The following is a 20,530-nucleotide window of genomic DNA, read 5'->3' on the forward strand; positions in this document are numbered from 1 at the left end:
TTTTGCCTTAAATCAAATTTACACAATGCCCCATTCACAAAAGCATACTAACAACCTTATTAAAGAAAGTAGTCCTTATTTACTTCAACACGCCCACAATCCTGTTCATTGGGAAGCCTGGAACGAAGACACATTACAAAAGGCAAAAGACGAGAATAAATTAATATTGATAAGTATTGGTTACGCAGCATGTCATTGGTGCCATGTTATGGAGCATGAATGCTTTGAAGATGAAGAGGTTGCCGAAACCATGAACGCCCATTTTATCAATATAAAGGTAGACAGGGAAGAAAGACCAGATATTGACCACATTTACATGGATGCACTTCAAATGATGACCGGTAGCGGCGGCTGGCCTTTAAATATTTTGGCCCTACCAGATGGTAGGCCTTTTTGGGGAGCTACTTTTGTTAAAAAAACCGATTGGATTCAAGTACTGAACCAACTTCAAAAACTGTACATAGAAGACCCTAATAAAATTACAGGGTATGCTGAAAATATGGCTCAAGGTCTAAAAGAAATCAATTCAATTACAAAGACCAGTAATGATGAGCTCATTAAATTAAACGAAATTGAAAAAATAATACAGGACTGGTCTAACTATTTTGATACGTTTTTAGGCGGATACAAACGCTCCCCAAAGTTTATGATGCCTACAAACATGAATTGTTTACTACATTATGCACACTCCCAAAATGATGACACTATTTATGAGTACGTAAACACCACCTTGACCAGAATGGCTTGGGGTGGCATATTTGACCATGTTGGCGGTGGTTTTTCAAGATACGCGGTAGACACCAAGTGGCACGTACCACATTTTGAAAAGATGCTATATGATAATGGTCTATTAATTAGTCTTTATTCTAATGCATATGCCGCTACCAATAAGCAACTTTACAAAAGTACCGTTGAGAAAACCATTTCATTTTTAGTAGAAGAGCTACTAGACAAGAGCAATGGATTTTACTCTTCTTTAGATGCCGATAGTTTAACCAAAAATGACAAGTTGGTAGAAGGAGCGTATTATGTTTGGCAAAAAGAAGAATTAATAAGAATACTAAAGGATGATTTTGAAATTTTCGAGGAGTATTTCAATATAAACTCCTACGGCCTTTGGGAAGAAGACAACTATGTGCTAATTAGAGACGGCAAAGCTTTGAACATAGCAATGAAGCACTCCATTACCAAAAAGGAGTTGAAGCAAATTATAACTCAATGCCTTGTTTTATTAAAAAAGGAAAGAAAAAAACGCAACAAACCCAGGTTAGACGATAAGATTTTGACTGCTTGGAACGGACTTGCCTTAAAAGGTCTTACCGATGCTTACAGGTACTTGGAGAATCCTCACTATTTAGATCTCGCATTAAGAAATGCACAATTCATCATTGAAAAAATGTCTGCTGAGGACGGTGGACTGTATCGTAATTTTAAGAACGGAGATAGCACCATTAAAGGGTTTTTAGAAGATTATGCATCGGTCATTGAGGCTTTTATTGGTCTTTATGAAGTTTCGTATGATGACAAATGGCTTAACCACAGTTTAAGACTTTCAAAATACGTAATAGACCATTTTACCGACAGTGAAACCGGACTCTTTTACTTCACATCTTCCAAAGAAGATGGGCTTATTAGAAGAACTTTGGAAATTGCAGATAACGTAATACCATCTTCCAACTCTATTATGGCACATAATCTACATAAACTCTCCAAGTATTTTCCAGAGGATAATTTAGATATTCGCTTAAACAAGATAATGACTTCAATGAAGTCTACGATAACAGAAAACCCTCAAAATAATTCTAATTGGCTTCATTTGGCTCAACTAATGGATCAGAAATTCTTTGAAATGGTCGCTATCGGTGAAAATTTTGAACCCATTTGCAAAACACTCATGAAGAACTATCTTCCAAACGTTATATTTGCGGCTTCAAACGCAAAAAATAGCAACTTACCTTTATTGATGAATAGGTATGTAATGAACAAAACGCTTATTTATGTTTGTAATCACGGAAGTTGTCAAATGCCTGTTGAAGAACCAAAAAAGGCTTTAGATTTATTGACTACAAACATCTCATAGTTTATTGACCACACCTTATTTCTAAAATCATCGATATCTTAAAGTTCGTTACAAATAATTTAAAATACAAAGATGGATAAAATCACAAACCTACAAGAACATGCAGATAAGGCCATAGAATGGATATGGGCCGCTTTACCAAGTTTACTTTGGGCAATTTTCCTTTTAATTGCGGGCACATACCTTATACGTTTCATTAATAAAATGATCCGAAAGTTCTTCGCCAGAAAAGATTATGATCTAGCCCTAGAATCATTTTTACAAAGCTTTATCAGTATTGCTTTAAAAATTATTCTGTTCGTATTGGTCATTACCCAGTTGGGAGTACAGACAACATCTTTGGTAGCAATACTTGCATCGGCAGGTTTAGCCATTGGTTTAGCATTACAAGGTTCTTTAGCCAATTTTGCGGGCGGAGTGCTCATACTATTGTTCAAACCATTTAAGATAGGAGACTTCATTTCTGCCCAAGGAGTAGACGGAACAGTAAAGGAGATATCAATCTTCACCACCAAAGTAAGTACATTTGGAAATCAGATTGCCATTATACCCAATGGACAACTATCTAACAACACCATTACCAATTATAATGCTCTGGATACCAGAAGGGATAAAATTGATGTAGGTATTGGTTATAGTTCCAACATTAAAGAAGCAAAGGAAATTCTTTTAGCGATTTGTAATGATCGCGATACCATACACAAAACCCCAGCCCCTGAAGTATATGTTGGTGAATTAGGTGATAGTTCGGTAAATCTTACCTTACGTTTTTGGGCGAACAATGCAGATTTTTGGGCCGCACACTTCTACGTTATGGAAGAAATAAAATATCGATTTGATGCTGCCGGAATTGAAATTCCGTTCCCTCAACGTGTTATTACGCAAATGAAAGGTTAATTACATAATGAATACCATTAAAAAAGCCCTTGAAACATCAAGGGCTTTTTTTTATGCCTTTGTCTTTTTGGTCTGAAGCACAAAATCTTTTAAATAATATGGTTCAAAATAAGCTACGTCTTCAAAATTAGACGCATTGAATTTAGCAGAAGATAGGCTAGCCATTTCTATAGCGGATGGCACAACATCACAATGATAAATTATCTTCTCGTCGGTAAAAAGTTCTTTAATCTTCTCTGCACCACTTCCTAGGAAATGAACCGTACTAGTTTTTATGAACTCGTTAAATGAGTTTTCATCAACGATTTCCGCTTTCGTTTCCCTAATTTCATTACCTAGTGAATCAAACACTGCAGAATACACTTCCATACGCCTTGCATCTAAAACAGGTATCAACACCTCATCTTCTTTAATTTTAATTTGCGTGGCCATACTCTTTAAAGTAGAAACCGATATCAAGGGTATACCTAAAGCGTAGCACAAGCCTTTTGCGGCAGAAACCCCAATTCGCAGTCCTGTATAAGACCCCGGACCTTTACTAACCGCTACAGCTTCTAAATCTGCCATTTTTAGAGAAGCCTTTTGCAATACCTCTTCAATAAATAAATGTAGCTTTTCTGCATGCGAATAGTTTGCAGAATTCAATTCCTTTATTGCTAGTATTTCTCCGTTTTTAGCAACACAGACAGAGCAATTTGTAGATGATGTCTCTAGGTTTAATAGTATTCCCATAATGCAAAGGTATTACATAAAATGAAAAAGCCCGTAACACTAGAATGCTACAGGCTTAATAATCATAAATTACTTTTATCTATTCTAAAGAAATTGGAATACCAAAATAGAATTCTAATATTTTTAATCTGAAAATATAATCATATTTTGTTCTAATCACCTCTGCTTCAGCATTATCTACTCGTGCCTGAGCTTGACTAAAATCAAAGGAATTCATTAAACCCACATCAAATCGCTCTTTTGAATATTGATACGCAAGACTTCTGGCCTCCAAGGTTTTTTGGGCAGCTTCATAAGCTTTATAAAAACTGGTTACATCTACATATGCCTGATTTACATCGGTCTCTAATTGCAGTTTGGTTCTTTCATACTCAATCTGCGCTAAGTCAACACTTATTTGAGATCGCTTGATATTATTTCTAACGCTCCATCCATTGAAAATAGGAATATTCATTTGCGCCCCATATGAAATACCATCATTTATATAGAGCTGGTCTTTAAATGGAATTGCCTCACCTGTAAAAGGATCATTGTTTTGATCCGAATATCTAGTGTTATAGTTAATGAACGCACCAACCGTAGGATATTTTTCTCCTTTTGCTATTTCTAAATCTTTTTGAGCCAGCTCTACACCGGACATTGCCAACTTTATATCATTTCTAAAAGTTAATGCGGTATTGAAAATAACCTTCGCTGAATTATTTAAAATATCAGATGGCGGAATATCGAACTCCTCTTCGGCAATTTCAAAACTCTCATAGTCGGTTATACTAAGTAACTGTGCTAAATTTAACTTGGAAATCAATATCAAATTCTGGGCATTGATTATCTGTTGTTCTTGACCTGCAGCAGTTGCTTCAATTTCCAACAAATCGCCACGAGCCACTACACCGGATTCCACCAATTCCTTGGTACGCTTTAAATCTTGTTCAGTAACCGCCAACTGTGCTTTAAAAACCTTTAAGGATTCCTTATTGGATAGCACCTGTAAATAAGCGTTGGCAACATTAAGTTTGATATCATCTTTTATATCGTCTAAACGATATTGATTGGCAATACTGTTCAGCTTTGCTCTTTCTATTCTATTAAAATTTCTAAGTCCATCAAACAAAGTAACGGACGAGGTCATATTACCTGAAGCAGAAAAAATTGTTGCCGAAACTAAGTTGTTTGTAGTAGGATCTAAAGCAAGACCTGTATTTGCCGAAGCACTTATAGAGCCATTTAAATTTGGCAGAAGTGCTCCAATTGCATCAGATTTATCAATTTTAGCATTCTCAAGATCTAATTGATATTGCTCTACCGTTAGGTTATTTTCTATAGCATAGGCAACACATTCTTGCAATGTCCATTTCTTTTGTTGTGCCGTACCTATTACAACAGAAAATAATAGTAGTAATCCCGTGATTTTTACTTTCATGTTCTTCTTTTTTAAACCAACCAATAAAAGGTTGTTCGATTCGTTTTTTGATTTGATTGATTTTTCTTAGTCCTCATTTGGCGCATCGCCATTACTCTTGGCTTCAAGCTTGTTCCAAATTTTTATTTTAGAATTTTCATCTATACCAGAGATTATTTCCACGTCTATACCATCACTAACCCCAAGTTCAAGTTCTCTTTTTTCAAACTCATTCTCTCCTATTTCAATCTCTACATAAGGTTTGTTGGTTTCTTTATCAAATTGCAATAAAGCTTCTTTAATAGAAAGCACGTCTTTTTTCTCTTCTAAAACTATTGCAGCATTTGCACTATAGCCAGCCCTAATATTTGTACTATCCGATACAGCTAAATCTCCCTCTATCCTAAATTGAACAGCACCTTCTTCCTCAACTCCCTTGGGAGCTATGAATTTTAATTTGGCATTGAATTTTTCATCTTGTAATGCTCCCATGCTAATCTCTAAAGGCATACCAACTTTAAGTTTACCTACTTCAGCCTCATCTACCTCACCTTCAAATATCATTTTAGACATATCGGCTATAAAGGCAATGGTAGTACCATCGTTAAAATTGTTACTTTCAATAACCTGATCGCCTTCTTCAACAGGAATTTCCAATAATGTACCGGTTACAGTTGCTCTAATATTCGTATTGGCACTAGAGGATCCACCGGCTGAACCAACTCTAATAATTTGGTAATCTGCCTGCGCATTTTGCAACTCTTGCGTAGCTTGATCGTATTGTAGTTGCAATGCATTGAAATCCTGACTGGAAATCACACCTTTATCAAATAAGGATTTGTTACGGTCATACTCTATCTTGGTATTGTTCAACGCTATTTTTGCATTATTGACCCTACCACGAGCTTGGTTCAAAGATTGCTCATTTGGAACTACCTTAATAGTCGCAATCAAATCTCCCGCTTTTACTTGAACACCTTCTTCCAAGTACACCTTTTGAATAATTCCCGAAATTTGAGGCTTGATCTCAATTTCATCTTGCGGAATTACCTTACCGGTAACAACAACCTTATTGGTAATATCCCTTTTTTCAACGGTTTCCGTTTCATATGTTTTTAAAGGAGTGCTATTCTTCTTTAGAAAATAGACTACCGCAGCCAGTATACCTATAACTGCTATTCCTATTAATGCGTACTTTACATACTTGTTCATGCTCAACTATTTGATTGTTATTTACTTTTATTATTTGGTCTGTTACTCTTCTCTTAGTGCGTCTATTGGTTTAATTCTAATGGCTCTGTTCGCAGGTATTAAACCTATTAAAACACTTAACCCTACCATTAAAATAAAAGAACCTATAAACTGGGGAATATTGATCATTAAGTTATAAAATGGCATATCGCTATTCTCGCCAATCATATTATTTGCCAATGCTAAAAAGCCTATTGCAATGGCAAAACCAACAAACCCTGCGAATACCGTAATTACTATTGACTCTAAAACAATTTGTCTCTTTACCACACTTGGTGTTGCACCTAATGCACGTCTAATTCCTATTTCCTTGGTACGTTCCTTAACCGTGATCAAAAGAATATTACTAATGGCAATAACCCCGGCAAGCAATGTCAAGATCCCTACAAAAAATGACACCCCTTGTAATACACCCGTAAAGGCAGATACATTGTTAAACACTTCAGACATGTCAAAACTGCCAATAGCACGTTCATCTGTAGGATTGATATCATATTTGTTCTTCAACAATCTCTTTATCTGACTTTCAACTACAGGCACCTTAGTGTCCGCCTGAACAGAAATTGCCATCCACCCCATTCTGTCACCGGAACCAAAAGCTTTTTGAAATGTAGAGAACGGAATATAAACCGAATTCTCACCGTCAATATTGATATTCTGATTTGGCTTATAAATACCAACGATATTAAAGAACACCCCGTTAATACGTACATCTTCACCAATTGCATTTTCTCCTTTTTCAAATAGCAATTTATAGGTCTCTTCACCAATAACACAGACCTTTTTTGACTCGGTCATATCATTTTCGTTCAAGAACCTGCCTTCTACCAGTTTCTTTTTCATGATATCGTCAATGTTAGGGTAATCACCATAAACTGATGAACCACTTGTAAGTCCGTTTCTATATACAGTAACAACACCCCTATGACTACCCAATTCAATTCTTGGCGCTAGCACTTCTATCTCTGGAATTTGTTCTTTTAAGATTGTGGCATCTTCTAACTTGAACTGAATTCTTCGACCTCTCTCAAAACCTTTATACGGTTCAGAAGTACTTTGGCTCCACACGAACAAACTGTTAGATGCGGTACCTGCAAAAATCTTTTGAAAACCGTTACTCATTCCGTTTGCTCCACCCAACAACAATACCAAAATAATCATGGCTATAATTACACCAAGCATTGTCAAAAAAGTACGAAACAAGTTCTTACCCAATGTGGCAAAAATCTCTGACCATAAATCTCTATCAAATATCCACATACTACTTATCTGTTAATGCTACAATTGGTTTCACTTTCGCCGCTTTCATTGCCGGAATCAATCCTGCAAGTACGCCCGCTACAACCAATATCACTGTGGCGGTAACTACCATAGACATACTAACCGACGGATTTGCAAAAGCCCCGGTTTTAATACTTGGACCAATTGCCGCCAATAATCCTGTTGCAATTCCTAAACCTATGAATCCGGATAAAGCGGTAATAAATACAGATTCGAACAACACCAATTTTATAATGGACCAAGGTTCTGCTCCCAAAGCTTTACGTACTCCGATCTCTTTGGTACGTTCCTTAATAATAAACACCATGATATTACCGATACCTACAATACCTGACAATAGGATCAAAAGCCCCACGATGATTACCGCAATGTCCAAACCTCCCGTAAAGTTGCTGATGTCTTCAAAAACCTCTGCGTAATTAAAAATTCTAATGCCTGCTTGGTCTTGTGGTGCAATTTTGAACCTTCTTCTAAAAACATTTTCCAATCTATCTGAAAAAGCCAAAGCCTCGGTCAAATCATAATTTGGGTTATAGGTCAATGCAATTTGATCAATATGATCTGTTTGACCGTACATTTTCTGGTAGGTACTGGTTGGCGCATAGATATTGCGTTCTGCATTGTCATCACCATCATCTGTAAATGTACCGATGACCCTAAAAGGCAAACCGTTGAACTCAACGAATTTTCCTATGGCATCTTCTTTCTTAAACAAATCTTCTTCTACCTTTCTTCCTATTACAGCTACTTTAGACGCATTGATCAAGTCATTGGTATTAATGAACCTACCTTTATTGACTATGGTCTTTTCTATAGCTTGATGATCCGGGTAAACCGCTTGAATATTGTAACTACCCGTTTCACTTTTATAGCGTGCCGATGTATTTTGATAAACCCTAGGACTTATATATTCAATGTCATTTGGAAAGCTTCTTTTGATATATTCAATATCATCATTGGTCATTTGAATTCTTCTACCCGCCTCAAATCCGCCATAAGCCAAAGATGTAGTACCGGTCCTCACAAAAATGGAATTTGTAGCATCATCACTGAACTGTAATGTAAAACCATTCTGCATACCTTTTACCGAAGCCAATAGCAATACAAGAATAAATATTCCCCAACCAACCGAAAATCCCGTCAAGAAAGTTCTAAGCTTGTTGTTGCTAATACTATGATATATTTCTTGCCAAATGTCTCTATCAAACATATTGCTCGGCTCTAACTTGTTCTATTTTCTTATCCTCAATGATTACCCCATCCTTTAAGTGAACAATACGCTTGCACATATCTGCTATATCGGGTTCATGCGTTACTATCAAAATAGTATTGCCGGCATCGTTAATTTTCTGGATCAGATCCATAACCTCATAAGAAGTTTTACTATCCAACGCACCGGTTGGCTCATCTGCCAACAACACTTTGGGTTCTGCCGCCAATGCCCTAGCAATGGCAACACGTTGCTTTTGACCACCTGACAGCTCACTTGGTAAATGACCTGCCCACTCTTTTAAGCCAACCTGCTCCAAATATTTAAGTGACTTTTCTTGACGCTCTTTTCTTGGAACTTTTTGATAATATAATGGCAATGCAACATTCTCTGCAGCACTTTTATAATTGATCAGATTGAAAGATTGAAAAACAAAGCCTAAAAACTTGTTCCTATATCTAGCCGCCTTGGTTTCATTTAGATTTTTGATTGGAACATTATCCAGTATATACTCTCCGGAATCAGAACTATCTAACATACCTAGTATGTTTAGCAAGGTTGATTTACCAGAACCGGAAGAACCCATGATAGCTACTAACTCCCCTTCTTCAACATTAAAATTAATGCCTTTTAGAACGTGAAGTGAATTCTTGCCCATTTTATAGGACTTGTGAAGATCTTTTATTTGAATCATGTTGGTTGTTGTTTTGAACAATTTTTACATTGTCTAATCATTAGACTATGCAGTCATAAATTTGTTACATCAATTAAAATATATTTTCAATTTTATTCATTATCGGCAAGCTCATCGGGCTTTATCTCGTTCCACACCTTAATTTTTTCCCCTTCATTTATACCGGAGTTTATTTGAACATGAATACCATCACTTATACCAAGTTCTATATTTCGTCTTTCAAATTGTTGATCACCGGTAGCTATTTCAACAAAGGGTTTCTTAGTCTCGTCATCAAACTGCACCAAAGCTTCCTTTACGGCTAAAACACTATCTGCACGTGCCAAAATAATGGATGCGTTGGCACTTAGCCCAGCTCTTATAAATACAGAATCTTGCTTCTTCAATGTTCCTTTTATTTCAAATTGTATGGCACCATTTTCTTCGTTTCCCTTTGGGGCTATGTAATCCAAAACAGCATCAAAGGTTTTATCCTCAATGGCTCCTACAGTTATTTCAAGAGGCAGATTCTCCTTTATCTTACCTACTTCGGACTCATCTACCTTGCCCTCAAAAATCATTTTATCAACATCAGCGATAGCGGCTATGGTAGTCCCTTCATTAAAATTATTGCTTTCTATAACTTGATTACCTACCTCTACCGGCACTTCTAAGACCATACCACTGACCGTTGCCCTTATTTGTGTATTTGCAGCATTACCATAACCAGAGGTTGTACCGGTCTTTACTATATCATAGCGTTTGTTTGCGGCGGCATATGATTGTTTAGATTGATCGTAACTAACCTGGGCGCGTTCCAGATCTACTTTTGAAATCACTCCTTTAGAAAACAATCCTTTTTGGCGTTCTAGATTTCGCAATTGATCATCTAAATTAATTTTGGCTTCATCTATATTATTCCTGGCATCGTTTAACGCACTAAGGTTAGGCACTACCTTTATTGTACATAATAGATCTCCAGATTTCACATAATCCCCACCTTCCACAAAAATCTTTTCTATAACACCAGAAATGTTTGGCTTGATCAACACTTCTTCCAATGGTAAAATACTGCCCGTAGCCATGGTCTTTTTGATAATGGTCTGTTTAGAGGGTTCCTCCGTTAAATAAACAACAGGGTCTTCTGCATTTTTGGAATAGAGATAGAACATTGATCCGCCAAAGGCGAAAACAATTAATAGGAGTACAATAATAGTTGTTGACTTTTTCATTTTATGATCGATTAAATTTTGTTGATGATTTACTCTGTTCTTAATGCTTCTATAGGTCTAATCTTTATGGCACTTTGGGCAGGAATAAAACCTGCCAACAAGCCTGAAAATACCAAGATGATCAGTGCGCTTACCACAACCGCTAAACTTACACTTGGGTTGATGAACATATCTACTGGACCTACGGAATCTAACACTGCATTTACGCCATAAATAAATGCCGCCCCGAAAACAATACCTATCATACCCGATATTATTGTCAAGAAAATAGATTCCATTAAAATTTGTTTTTTTATGGACCAAGGTGCTTCGCCCAATGCTCTTCTAATTCCAATTTCTTTTGTGCGTTCTTTGATAACGATCAGCATGATATTACTTACCCCAATAATACCGGACAGCAAAACCAATACTCCAACAAAGTAGGCCACCCACCGCAATGCACCGAACAAACTTTCTACACGATTAAACTGCTCATAAAGGTCAAAATATCCTACGGCACGTTTGTCATCTGGGTGAATTTTTCTTTTTTCCTTAACAACGCCAACTATTTTCTCTTTCAAATCGGAAATAGAACTACCATCATTGGCGGTAATGGCCATCCACCCTACATCATTACTTGTATTAAATGCTTGTGAAAAAGCCGTAAACGGCACATATATTTCTTTTTGACCTTCTTCACCACCACCGTCATCTTTCTTTTGATAGGTACCCACCACCATAAAGTTGACACCTTGTATTTTTATATAAGTCCCAATTAAGGTTTCACCCTGATCGTATAATTCGTTTCTAACACCGTCGCCTATTACCGCAATCTTTCTTTTATCCTGTATGTCATTATGATTCACAAACCTACCCGAGGTTATCGTCATAGGTTCTTGTTTTATGATTTCAGGATAATCCCCATAAACATTAAATGCACCCGTTCTTAATCCGCGGACCACATTATTTGCCCCTCTAAAACCTCCTAATTGATTACGAGGAGAAATAAAGCGAAGATCAGGTACATTGTCCTTAATGGCCTGAACATCTTCTAACTTAAAACTAAATCGCCTACCCTTTGGCAATCCTTTATAGGGCATTGTTGTATTTCTAGACCACATGAACATGGTATTTGTAGCAATGTCACCAAAATCTGCCCTAATACCGTTCTCCAAGCCTTTACCTGCCGCCAAAAGAATGATTAGTATGAATATACCCCAACCTACGCCAAAGGAAGTAGCCAATGTCCTAAAAACATTGCTAGACAAAACTTCCAAAATTTCTTTCCACCGGTCTCTATTGAACATGGGTCATTGCTTAATTATTATACTTACTCCTTTACAACTATTCATCTCTAAGAGCTTCTATCACATGAATTTTAGCAGCTCTCCATGCCGGGAAAAATCCAGCTATGGCTCCGGCAATGATTAATACAAATACGGTTGTTAAGGCCACATTGAAATTTACCGACGGATTCAAAACATAATCTACCTCTACATGCGGACCTACGATCTCCAACAATCCCATACTTAAAATAAGACCGGTAAAACCCGCTATTGCCGTAATAAAAATGGCTTCGTGCAATATCATACCTACAATAGACCACGGTTTTGCTCCTAATGCCTTACGAATACCTATTTCTCGAGTACGTTCTTTAACTACAATTAGCATAATATTACTTACCCCCACTATACCCGCAATAATGGTACATACCCCAACAAACCAAAAGAAAAATTTTATTCCCCCCATTAAAGCATAAAAGCGCTTGGCTTCTTCCATAGGGTTATACACTTGTATGGCGCTAGTATCTTCTGGCGCTACCGTATGTGCCTTTTGCAAATATGATTTAAGCTCATTTTTAAATTTAATAGATTGTTGTACAGCTGCTTCAAAATCTTCTTTTGGAGGAAGGGTATACGCAAGGTTATTCAAATAATCCGCACCATTAAAAACCTGTTGTGCCGTACTTATGGGTATATAAATACGATCTTCTTCCCGTTCTCCGCCTATATCACCATAAACCCCAACGATTTTAAATGGAATTCCGGACAAATCTAAATACTCACCAATAGGGCTTTCCAATTCATGAAATACTTCCCTATTGATCTTATTACTGATAATGGCAACCTTGGCCTTAGAGTCACCGTCTTGTTGATTTAGAAATCTCCCAAGAGTCATAAACTCATTCTCAATAAATTGAAATTGATGCGAAACCCCTTGAACATTATATGCCAATGATTCACTACCAAAGTTGACAAATACATCTCTAACGAATAACCTTGGAGATTCATTCTCTATTTGTTCCTGAAACAAAACACCGGCCATTTCATAATTTTCATTTCTAAACTGAATAGGCCTACCTGGGTTCATACCTTTATAACCAACAGTGGTTACTCCTGGCCACACCCAAACACTTGTAGCAGCATCCTGTTCAAATTCTTTAGCAATTCCATTTTGCATGCCTTGACCAAAACCCAATAAAATGACTAGTATAAAAATGCCAGAAGCAACGGAAAGTCCGGTAAGAAAAGTTCGTAATTTATTTTTACGAATAGTATCGAAAATTTCTTGCCAACGTTCTAGATCGAACATAAGTTTGATTGATTAGTATGATTGATTGATGAATGCAACACAAGTGCCACACAATCATAAGACTAACCAATTGAAAGAATGTTACAGTTTTTTTGAAAAAAAATTAAAAATGAGCATTATGCCCTCATCTTCCTGTAAATAAAATAGAAAAGTCCTGCCACCAAAACATATGGTACAGCCATTAAATAAACTATGCCATTATTTATACCTTCCGCTGCTTTGCCGGTGGATTCACTCTCTAGCACGGCTCTACACATTGCACATTGAGCCTCCAAATCCATTGGTGTTAAAAGCACTAAAAAAATCAATATTAAAAATAAATATTTAGTATGCATAATACGGAGATATCATTAAATAAACCACAACACCGGTAACCGCAACATAGAACCAAATAGGAAAAGTATATTTTGCCAAAGCTCTATGGTCTTCAAATTTTCCTAAATAAGCCATTGCATAGGTTCGTAGCACTAACGGAATTAGCGCAATGGATAAAATAATATGGGTAATCAAAATAAAATAGTATACATATTTGATTGCGCCTTCACCCCCATAACTGGTAGAATCCGAGGTCATGTGATAGGCAATATACATTACCAAGAACAATAAGGACAGTACAATATTTGTAGTCATCAAATTCTGATGTAATTTTTCATTACCATTCTTAATAGCCCAAACAGCTGCCAGAAGTAGAACCGCCGTTAAACCATTTATTGCAGCGTAAATTGGTGGTAAAAATGACAGAGGTTCAACATTGGGTAATTTAACCCCAAACAAAGCTGCAACAACTACAGGTATAACTATAGAAACTATAGCAATTAGCCTATTGAATTTTTTTTCGTCTTGAACCTTACCTTGCATATCTGTACTCTTATTCTTCCAACAACTTTTTAATATCGGCTTTAAGTATGCCTATTTCTTCCGTTTCACCATGATCATTGACGCCCTTTTCTTCTAAAATTGCTCCGCGATAATATACGATAGGATTACCGAACTCGTCAATTCTAGATCTTAAGAAGCCTTCCTTATCTACTAAAGCAAATAACCCGGAATGTTCAAACCCGCCAGGCGCATCTGGCATTTCTGCCGCAAAAATATTGAATCCGGCATTGGCCAGGTCATAAATGGCTGTTTGATCCCCGGTCATTAAATTCCAATTATGGTCTTGTATATGGTACTTTTCTTGGTATTCCCTTAATACCTTGGGCGTATCAAATTCAGGCGTTATACTAAATGAAGCTATCCCAAAGTTATCCTCACCTTTAAAATGTTTCTGAATATTTACCAAGTTGGTCGTCATTACAGGGCAAATACTAGGACACCTTGTAAAAAAGAAATCCACAACATAGACCTTACCTAAATAATCCTTTTCAGAAACTAGAATACTGTCTTGGTTCAAAAACTGAAACGAAGGTACTTTTCTTCGTTTTCCATTCAATAAAATATAGCCAAGTTTTTCGTTATCGATTTTACTAGAGGTATTCAAACGATCATTCTCAACCACCGAACCATCAGACAATCTATTGACTATTCTTGGAACCACAATAATTCCAAAAATCAGAACAATTAACGAAACCCAAACGTATGTATATTTTTTATTCATTATTTAGATCTATCTGCGTTATTCTTTTTTAAGGCCAAACGATACTCTGCTAAAATGATCTTAATATCATCAACCATTTTGTTGTTAAGATCAGCTACCGAATTAGAATTAAAACCATATTTGGTACCATCATCTTCATCATCTGACCTACCTCTTAAAGTTAAATCCTTATCAATTATAAAAACATAAGGAGTACTATTTTCTGAATCTAGCTCAATATCTGTTTTTAAACTAGTAAACAGTGAATTAATTTGCTCTGTATCTGCATACACAAACTTCCACTTTTCGTTATCTGCCAAGGTCGCCAATTCCTTTTTCAGTTCATTTACTTTTGATTCATCTTCAGGAGATACCAACATTACAAACTGAAAGTCGTTAAACTCATAAAAGCGTTTATATATCTTTTGATTTAAATTAAAGGCATTCCCTTTTCTACCTTCAACATTGGAACCCAAAAAACCTAATACGGTTATTTTATTCTTTAATTGGGTCTCAGGTGCAAAGTTCAACTCCTGAACATTTTTAGTAAGTTGAGATAATTTACCAAAATTGGTTACACCAGACGCAAAGAACATATACGCTACAATAGGCAGCACAAACAAGACAACAAGAACAAAGGTCTTTTTCATATATTAGTAAAGCAATCTATTGAAACAGACAACAGATCTTCATAAAACAATTGTTAAATACAAAGTATACAAAAATAAAAAAGACGGTTATATAACCGTCTTTTAATATTGTTAATTATACCCTAGAAGTTCCAACTTATAAAACCATCTTTATAAACATTATAAATGTAATCAGCTTCGACCAGAAGGATAAACGTCAAATAAATGACCAAGAATATTGGTGTCCAAACTATGGCTCTTCTTAGAGAAGATTTTTCATCACGTAAGTGCATAAAATCCCAAGCTATATAATACGCTTTTACCAAGGTTAATATGATAAACACCCAATTGATCAGTTTCATTCCCAATATATAGGTATCGGTTAATGATGCTGGCTTAATGATACCTAAAACTACCTCTACTGCAGTTATTAAGGTCAAAAATGCCAATACTCCCCAGATTTTCTGTGTGTTAGATTTGAACTTTACAAGCCCTCTAAAAATCTCTAATTTATGTCCGTCTGCCATGTTACTTTAATCTAAAATTCTATTTACAGTAATGCTGTTTATTGTTAAAAGGATTATACCAAGTAGAAGAAGGTAAATACAAATACCCAAACTAAATCTACAAAGTGCCAGTATAAACCAACCTTTTCCACCATTTCATAATGTCCTCTTCTTTCATAAGTACCAAGAATAACATTAAACCAAATAATAATATTGATCACTACCCCTGAGAAAACGTGAAAACCGTGGAAACCTGTGATAAAGAAAAAGAAATCTGCAAACAATCTGCTTCCATATTCATTATGAATTAGGTTAGCACCTTCCACAACTTGTGTAGCATCTGCCAATTTAGCCAAAGAAGCCTTTCTATCCAATACGGTCTTCTTACCTTCTTCATTGATCAATTCAGTTCTGATCAAAATATTAGGATTAGCCTTAAAACCTTCTACAACCTCATTTAAAGAAACACTTGTAAGTCCTGGTTCTTGATAAAACCAAACACCATTCTTTCTCTCATGCTCAGTTCTTTCACTTGGAATAGAAGTTGCAAAATCTGACAATGCAACTCTCTTTTCGGTATCACCAGCATCAACAAACTGCAAAATTCTACCACCTTTTGTTTCTAAAGCACCGTAATCACCTTTGATAAAAGTTCCCCACTCCCATGCCTGAGAACCAACGAAGATTATACCACCGATAACCGTAGCGAACATGTACCAGATAACGGCATTCTTTTTCATTTTATGTCCTGCATCTACAGCCAATACCATAGTTACAGATGACATAATTAAAACAAACGTCATAAAAGCCACATAAATCATGGGATAATTACCATGAAAGAAAGGAACGTGTGTAAACACCTCGTCCGCAATGGGCCATGTTTCAATAAACTTAAATCTTGAAAAGCCATAAGCTGCTAAAAATCCAGAGAAAGTCAAAGCATCTGAAACAATGAAAAACCACATCATCATTTTACCATAGCTTGCTCCTAAGGGTTGATTACCTCCACCCCATACGCTTGTTTCCGTTCCCGTAGTCACCGTAGAATTCATATAATTATTTATCGTTTTAATAAAACTTTAGCAAATTTACATCTTTTTGAACTATTTAAAAACGCAATTTGCACCAAAACTAATTTTGATTCACATTTTATTTTACAAAGAACATAAATAACACCAAATAGATCCATAATAAATCTAAAAAATGCCAAAATGTAGCCCCTAAGGTAACACCTAAATAGTTTTCCGGACTATATTTTCCTTTGTTTTGATTGTATAACACCACTAATAATGATATCATACCCGCCACCACATGTACTACATGGACCATTGCAATTAAAAATACAAAGGAAACCTTAATACCACTTGTTGGCCCTGTAAAATAATATCCTTTGGCCACCATTTCTGAAAATCCAGAAAACTGAAGCAACACAAACAATATCCCTAAACCTAACGTTATCCAAAGCCATTTAGTACCACTGGCTTTTTCTCCATCTTTAATAGCCTTTTTTGCCAACATATATGAAACGCTACTGATGATTATAACGATCGTACTATACAAAAAAGCATTTGGCAATTGAATTTCACTAACCCAATCTTCTCTAGAGCGACTAACTATGTAAGCACTTGTCCACCCTGCAAAACTCATTAGAAGGCTAATAATACCAAACCAAAGCATCATTTTTTTCGCCCTAGCTTTTTTCTCTGCCTCCGTACCCTGTGTTAAATCCATATTTAAGCTAAAAATTTATCTATTACGTACACTATTTGCATTAATGTTATATAACTAACACTTGCCAACATTAATTTTCTTGCGGAAACGTTATCCCTATTTCTATATAACTGAAAAGCAAAGCCTAGCATAACCGCACCCATCAAGAAAATAACAACAGCTGCCACTATAGACAATTGCAATCTACCCGTTATACCAAATACCGGTATTATAGATACCGCCATCATCCAAATAGTGTACATTATTATTTGAAGTACGGTAGCTGCATCTTTCTTACCTGTGGGAAGCATCTTAAAACCTCCGCTTCTATAATCATCGTCCAACATCCAACCTAAGGCCCAAAAATGTGGAAACTGCCAAAAAAACTGAATCATAAATAGAGTTCCCGGTTCTATTCCAAAATCATTTGTAGCAGCTACCCAACCCAACATAAAAGGTATTGCTCCTGGTATTGCACCTACAAATACCGCTAACGGGGTTATTGTTTTTAAAGGTGTATATACGCTAGTGTAAAGGAATATGGATATAGCACCAAACATGGCAGTTTTTGGATTCAGAAGGTATAGAGACAATACACCCAATAAAGTAAGTACTATAGCCACTGCCATGGCAATATTAACAGACATACGCCCAGCGGGAATTGGTCTATTCTTAGTACGCTTCATTAAGGCATCCAAATCTTTTTCAATGACCTGGTTGTAGGCATTACTGGCACCTACCATACAATAACCACCAAAAGCCAAAAGAAGCACTTGCCCCCATTGTATTTCGTAAGCACCCAAGAAATAACCTGCTAAGGAAGAAAAAACGACACTAATAGCTAATCTAGCTTTGGTAATCTCCTTAAAATCGGCAAAAATCAATGCAAATGCACTATTCTTTACCGAACCAACGGCCGTCTTCATACTTTTTAAAATAGGTCTGCAAAGATAACGCCCCAGTCATATTTCTGCAACCTAAAACCTTTATTTCTAGATTTATTGAAAATGTCACCATTTGCATTTAAATAAAATTCCAATTAAATCTGATCAACGTTAATGTTTACGTTGATATTCACTAAAAAGTTGAAACAAAAAAAATCCTGAGCTTAACTCAGGATCTTTTTACAAATAAATTCTAATATATTGTTACTGTAACTTAAAGTTAATTGGAATACTAAAAGGAACACGTACCGCTCTACCTCTTTGTTTACCCGGTGTCATTTTAGGCAACTTGTTGATAATTCTAGCAGCTTCAGCTTCAAGGTTTTTATCTGGACCACGCATTCTTACGTTACCGATACTACCATCTTTCTGAATTACGAACATTACACTAACTCTACCTTGAACACCCATTTCTTGAGCAATTTCTGGGTAACGGAAGTTTTTACCAATGTGCTTTTGAATCATTTTATTGAAACAAGCTCTTTTATCACTTTCATTTTCACAACCTGGGAATACAGGTACATCTTCAATTACTGCGAAAGGTACATCTACATCCTCTTCAATTTCATCTACAACAACGTCTTCAACCTCAACGATTTCCTCTTCTTGACTGGTTTCTGTAGACTCTATTACAGTTTCTTCAACCTCTTCTTCATCTTCAACAACCTCAATAATTTCTGGTGCAGCTGGTGGCGGTGGAGGTGGTGGAGTTTTGATCTGTTCTGTCATTGGAACTTCTTCATCTAAAAGATCATCCACATTCATAGAAATATCATAATCGTTTACCTCATCATAAGTTTTCCACTCAAATGCTACATAAGTAAATAACATTACTGCAAATAAACCGATAACGAAATAAAGACTGCTGTTCTTTGTTAAATCCGCCTTTGGATTCTTTTTAGGTTCCATATATATTCAATTTAGTGATTGCTAATTTAACTAATTAATCCATAAAAATGCAACTAAAATTTTCATTTTAACGACGGGGTTCTAAAAAATAGAAATCTTATGACAAACATTCCTACAAAAGCCCCTATTGAATTTGCAAGTGCATCTAAAGGATCACCGTGACGATCAGTCGTCAATACATGTTGTAATACCTCAATAATTATGCCGTATGTTACAGCAAATAAAACTATGTACCACAACAACTTAGAACGCTTAGCCTGCTGGACTGTTTTGCTCCTCATTGCCAAATAACCTAAGACCACCATAACGGAGTAAAAGGTAAAATGCACGGCCTTATCCATATGCGGTATGTTGAACCTAGAAGTACCAACACCTGATAAAGAAAATAAGCTGAAAAATGTTACGAACATCATCCAGCTTATGAAAAGTACTTTGAAAATAGTGTTTTTAACCACCAATTATCTCTTTATATGCAGCATCACTCAACAAATCATCTAGCTCGCTTGCATCGCTAAATTTAATTTTCACCATCCAACCTTCTCCATAGGGATCAGAATTCACCTTTTCAGGTTCATCTTCTAAACCTTCGTTGAACTCAATAATTTCACCTGATAATGGGGAAAATAAATCAGATACCGTTTTAACAGCTTCAACAGTACCAAAGATAGCCTCACGATCCAAGGTTTCATCTAAAGTGTCTACTTCTACATAAACAATATCACCTAATTCACCTTGTGCGAAATCTGTAATACCTACCGTAGCAATGTCACCGTCTATTTTAACCCACTCGTGATCTTTTGTATATTTTAATTCAGCTGGTATGTTCATTGTAATCTATTATTATTTTTTACTTCGGCAAATGTAAAGTTTTCAACTTAGGTTATCAAAATATTTACCTATGTAATGATTTGTTTAAAAGCCTACATA

General features: G+C 36.0%; 22 protein-coding genes. 2 read left to right on the forward strand and 20 right to left on the reverse strand.

Annotation, left to right across the window (positions count from 1 at the left end):
• The first annotated feature begins 25 nt into the window (after positions 1–25).
• Both CSC80_RS03320 and CSC80_RS03325 read left to right on the forward strand, forming a co-directional pair.
• On the forward strand, positions 26–2,080 hold the full coding sequence (locus tag CSC80_RS03320) for a thioredoxin domain-containing protein (RefSeq protein ID WP_099189752.1): 2,055 nt from the start codon (positions 26–28) through the stop codon (positions 2,078–2,080).
• Between the two features lie 72 nt (positions 2,081–2,152).
• Positions 2,153–2,977, forward strand: coding sequence for a mechanosensitive ion channel family protein (locus CSC80_RS03325; protein WP_058104322.1), 825 nt, complete (start codon positions 2,153–2,155; stop codon positions 2,975–2,977).
• A 51-nt stretch (positions 2,978–3,028) separates the two neighbouring features.
• Here CSC80_RS03325 and tsaB read toward each other — a convergent pair whose 3' ends face one another.
• The 20 genes from tsaB to gcvH form a co-directional block, all read right to left on the reverse strand.
• Complete coding sequence (gene tsaB, locus CSC80_RS03330; protein ID WP_099189754.1) at positions 3,029–3,709, reverse strand: tRNA (adenosine(37)-N6)-threonylcarbamoyltransferase complex dimerization subunit type 1 TsaB; 681 nt, start codon at positions 3,707–3,709, stop codon at positions 3,029–3,031.
• 79 nt (positions 3,710–3,788) lie between these two features.
• Positions 3,789–5,129, reverse strand: coding sequence for a TolC family protein (locus CSC80_RS03335; RefSeq protein WP_071341279.1), 1,341 nt, complete (start codon positions 5,127–5,129; stop codon positions 3,789–3,791).
• Between the two features lie 66 nt (positions 5,130–5,195).
• Positions 5,196–6,320: an efflux RND transporter periplasmic adaptor subunit gene (locus CSC80_RS03340; RefSeq protein WP_071341278.1), complete on the reverse strand. Its 1,125-nt coding sequence runs from the start codon at positions 6,318–6,320 to the stop codon at positions 5,196–5,198.
• 42 nt (positions 6,321–6,362) lie between these two features.
• Positions 6,363–7,619 carry an ABC transporter permease gene (locus CSC80_RS03345; protein WP_058103922.1) on the reverse strand — a complete coding sequence of 419 codons (1,257 nt, stop codon included), beginning with the start codon at positions 7,617–7,619 and terminating at the stop codon, positions 6,363–6,365.
• Position 7,620: 1 nt separating this feature from the next.
• A complete protein-coding gene (locus CSC80_RS03350; RefSeq protein WP_099189756.1) occupies positions 7,621–8,850 on the reverse strand; it encodes an ABC transporter permease in 1,230 nt (409 codons plus the stop codon).
• The gene (locus CSC80_RS03355; RefSeq protein WP_058104323.1) at positions 8,843–9,544 is read right to left on the reverse strand and encodes an ABC transporter ATP-binding protein; all 702 of its coding nucleotides are present in this window, start codon (positions 9,542–9,544) and stop codon (positions 8,843–8,845) included. The genes CSC80_RS03350 and CSC80_RS03355 overlap by 8 nt, the downstream gene beginning before the upstream one ends.
• A 92-nt stretch (positions 9,545–9,636) precedes the next feature.
• Positions 9,637–10,755: an efflux RND transporter periplasmic adaptor subunit gene (locus CSC80_RS03360; RefSeq protein ID WP_074672020.1), complete on the reverse strand. Its 1,119-nt coding sequence runs from the start codon at positions 10,753–10,755 to the stop codon at positions 9,637–9,639.
• Positions 10,756–10,784: 29 nt separating this feature from the next.
• Positions 10,785–12,041 carry an ABC transporter permease gene (locus tag CSC80_RS03365; protein WP_099189758.1) on the reverse strand — a complete coding sequence of 419 codons (1,257 nt, stop codon included), beginning with the start codon at positions 12,039–12,041 and terminating at the stop codon, positions 10,785–10,787.
• A gap of 37 nt (positions 12,042–12,078) precedes the next feature.
• Entirely contained in the window at positions 12,079–13,326 is a 1,248-nt protein-coding gene (locus CSC80_RS03370) for an ABC transporter permease (protein WP_058103926.1), read from the reverse strand.
• 116 nt (positions 13,327–13,442) lie between these two features.
• On the reverse strand, positions 13,443–13,661 hold the full coding sequence (locus CSC80_RS19640; protein WP_099189760.1) for a hypothetical protein: 219 nt from the start codon (positions 13,659–13,661) through the stop codon (positions 13,443–13,445).
• Complete coding sequence (locus tag CSC80_RS03380; RefSeq protein WP_099189762.1) at positions 13,651–14,184, reverse strand: DUF420 domain-containing protein; 534 nt, start codon at positions 14,182–14,184, stop codon at positions 13,651–13,653. Before CSC80_RS03380 ends, CSC80_RS19640 begins: the two co-directional genes overlap by 11 nt.
• 10 nt (positions 14,185–14,194) lie before the next feature.
• On the reverse strand, positions 14,195–14,926 hold the full coding sequence (locus CSC80_RS03385; protein ID WP_099189764.1) for an SCO family protein: 732 nt from the start codon (positions 14,924–14,926) through the stop codon (positions 14,195–14,197).
• Positions 14,926–15,555 carry a hypothetical protein gene (locus CSC80_RS03390; protein ID WP_099189766.1) on the reverse strand — a complete coding sequence of 210 codons (630 nt, stop codon included), beginning with the start codon at positions 15,553–15,555 and terminating at the stop codon, positions 14,926–14,928. Before CSC80_RS03390 ends, CSC80_RS03385 begins: the two co-directional genes overlap by 1 nt.
• Positions 15,556–15,677: 122 nt before the next feature.
• Entirely contained in the window at positions 15,678–16,061 is a 384-nt protein-coding gene (locus CSC80_RS03395) for a cytochrome C oxidase subunit IV family protein (protein ID WP_058103931.1), read from the reverse strand.
• A 53-nt stretch (positions 16,062–16,114) separates the two neighbouring features.
• The gene (locus CSC80_RS03400) at positions 16,115–17,092 is read right to left on the reverse strand and encodes a cytochrome c oxidase subunit 3 (protein WP_058103932.1); all 978 of its coding nucleotides are present in this window, start codon (positions 17,090–17,092) and stop codon (positions 16,115–16,117) included.
• Between the two features lie 97 nt (positions 17,093–17,189).
• Complete coding sequence (locus tag CSC80_RS03405) at positions 17,190–17,771, reverse strand: cytochrome c oxidase subunit 3 (protein ID WP_074672003.1); 582 nt, start codon at positions 17,769–17,771, stop codon at positions 17,190–17,192.
• A gap of 2 nt (positions 17,772–17,773) precedes the next feature.
• Positions 17,774–18,676, reverse strand: coding sequence for a heme o synthase (gene cyoE / locus CSC80_RS03410; protein ID WP_099189768.1), 903 nt, complete (start codon positions 18,674–18,676; stop codon positions 17,774–17,776).
• A 222-nt stretch (positions 18,677–18,898) separates the two neighbouring features.
• Positions 18,899–19,603, reverse strand: coding sequence for an energy transducer TonB (locus CSC80_RS03415; protein ID WP_058103935.1), 705 nt, complete (start codon positions 19,601–19,603; stop codon positions 18,899–18,901).
• Positions 19,604–19,665: 62 nt separating this feature from the next.
• Positions 19,666–20,058 (reverse strand): VanZ family protein, encoded by a 393-nt coding sequence (locus CSC80_RS03420; RefSeq protein ID WP_156894561.1) that lies wholly within the window; start codon positions 20,056–20,058, stop codon positions 19,666–19,668.
• Positions 20,051–20,431 (reverse strand): glycine cleavage system protein GcvH, encoded by a 381-nt coding sequence (gene gcvH, locus CSC80_RS03425; RefSeq protein ID WP_099189770.1) that lies wholly within the window; start codon positions 20,429–20,431, stop codon positions 20,051–20,053. The genes CSC80_RS03420 and gcvH overlap by 8 nt, the downstream gene beginning before the upstream one ends.
• Between the last annotated feature and the right edge of the window lie 99 nt (positions 20,432–20,530).

Origin of the sequence: Maribacter sp. 6B07 (assembly GCF_002700155.1) — a bacterium.
Lineage (GTDB): Bacteria > Bacteroidota > Bacteroidia > Flavobacteriales > Flavobacteriaceae > Maribacter > Maribacter dokdonensis.

Bases quoted from the DNA above. Each gene is read 5' to 3' on its own strand.
- CSC80_RS03370 (WP_058103926.1), bottom strand. From the start codon at position 13,326: ATGTTCGATCTAGAACGTTGGCAAGAAATTTTCGATACTATTCGTAAA.
- CSC80_RS03385 (WP_099189764.1), bottom strand. From the start codon at position 14,926: ATGAATAAAAAATATACATACGTTTGGGTTTCGTTAATTGTTCTGATT.
- CSC80_RS03405 (WP_074672003.1), bottom strand. From the start codon at position 17,771: ATGGATTTAACACAGGGTACGGAGGCAGAGAAAAAAGCTAGGGCGAAA.
- CSC80_RS03320 (WP_099189752.1), top strand. From the start codon at position 26: ATGCCCCATTCACAAAAGCATACTAACAACCTTATTAAAGAAAGTAGT.
- CSC80_RS03365 (WP_099189758.1), bottom strand. From the start codon at position 12,041: ATGTTCAATAGAGACCGGTGGAAAGAAATTTTGGAAGTTTTGTCTAGC.
- CSC80_RS03400 (WP_058103932.1), bottom strand. From the start codon at position 17,092: ATGAATTCTACGGTGACTACGGGAACGGAAACAAGCGTATGGGGTGGA.
- CSC80_RS03390 (WP_099189766.1), bottom strand. From the start codon at position 15,555: ATGAAAAAGACCTTTGTTCTTGTTGTCTTGTTTGTGCTGCCTATTGTA.
- tsaB (WP_099189754.1), bottom strand. From the start codon at position 3,709: ATGGGAATACTATTAAACCTAGAGACATCATCTACAAATTGCTCTGTC.
- CSC80_RS03340 (WP_071341278.1), bottom strand. From the start codon at position 6,320: ATGAACAAGTATGTAAAGTACGCATTAATAGGAATAGCAGTTATAGGT.
- CSC80_RS03415 (WP_058103935.1), bottom strand. From the start codon at position 19,603: ATGGAACCTAAAAAGAATCCAAAGGCGGATTTAACAAAGAACAGCAGT.
- CSC80_RS03380 (WP_099189762.1), bottom strand. From the start codon at position 14,184: ATGCAAGGTAAGGTTCAAGACGAAAAAAAATTCAATAGGCTAATTGCT.
- CSC80_RS03345 (WP_058103922.1), bottom strand. From the start codon at position 7,619: ATGTGGATATTTGATAGAGATTTATGGTCAGAGATTTTTGCCACATTG.
- CSC80_RS03335 (WP_071341279.1), bottom strand. From the start codon at position 5,129: ATGAAAGTAAAAATCACGGGATTACTACTATTATTTTCTGTTGTAATA.
- CSC80_RS03395 (WP_058103931.1), bottom strand. From the start codon at position 16,061: ATGGCAGACGGACATAAATTAGAGATTTTTAGAGGGCTTGTAAAGTTC.
- gcvH (WP_099189770.1), bottom strand. From the start codon at position 20,431: ATGAACATACCAGCTGAATTAAAATATACAAAAGATCACGAGTGGGTT.
- CSC80_RS19640 (WP_099189760.1), bottom strand. From the start codon at position 13,661: ATGCATACTAAATATTTATTTTTAATATTGATTTTTTTAGTGCTTTTA.
- CSC80_RS03360 (WP_074672020.1), bottom strand. From the start codon at position 10,755: ATGAAAAAGTCAACAACTATTATTGTACTCCTATTAATTGTTTTCGCC.
- CSC80_RS03355 (WP_058104323.1), bottom strand. From the start codon at position 9,544: ATGATTCAAATAAAAGATCTTCACAAGTCCTATAAAATGGGCAAGAAT.
- cyoE (WP_099189768.1), bottom strand. From the start codon at position 18,676: ATGAAGACGGCCGTTGGTTCGGTAAAGAATAGTGCATTTGCATTGATT.
- CSC80_RS03325 (WP_058104322.1), top strand. From the start codon at position 2,153: ATGGATAAAATCACAAACCTACAAGAACATGCAGATAAGGCCATAGAA.
- CSC80_RS03350 (WP_099189756.1), bottom strand. From the start codon at position 8,850: ATGTTTGATAGAGACATTTGGCAAGAAATATATCATAGTATTAGCAAC.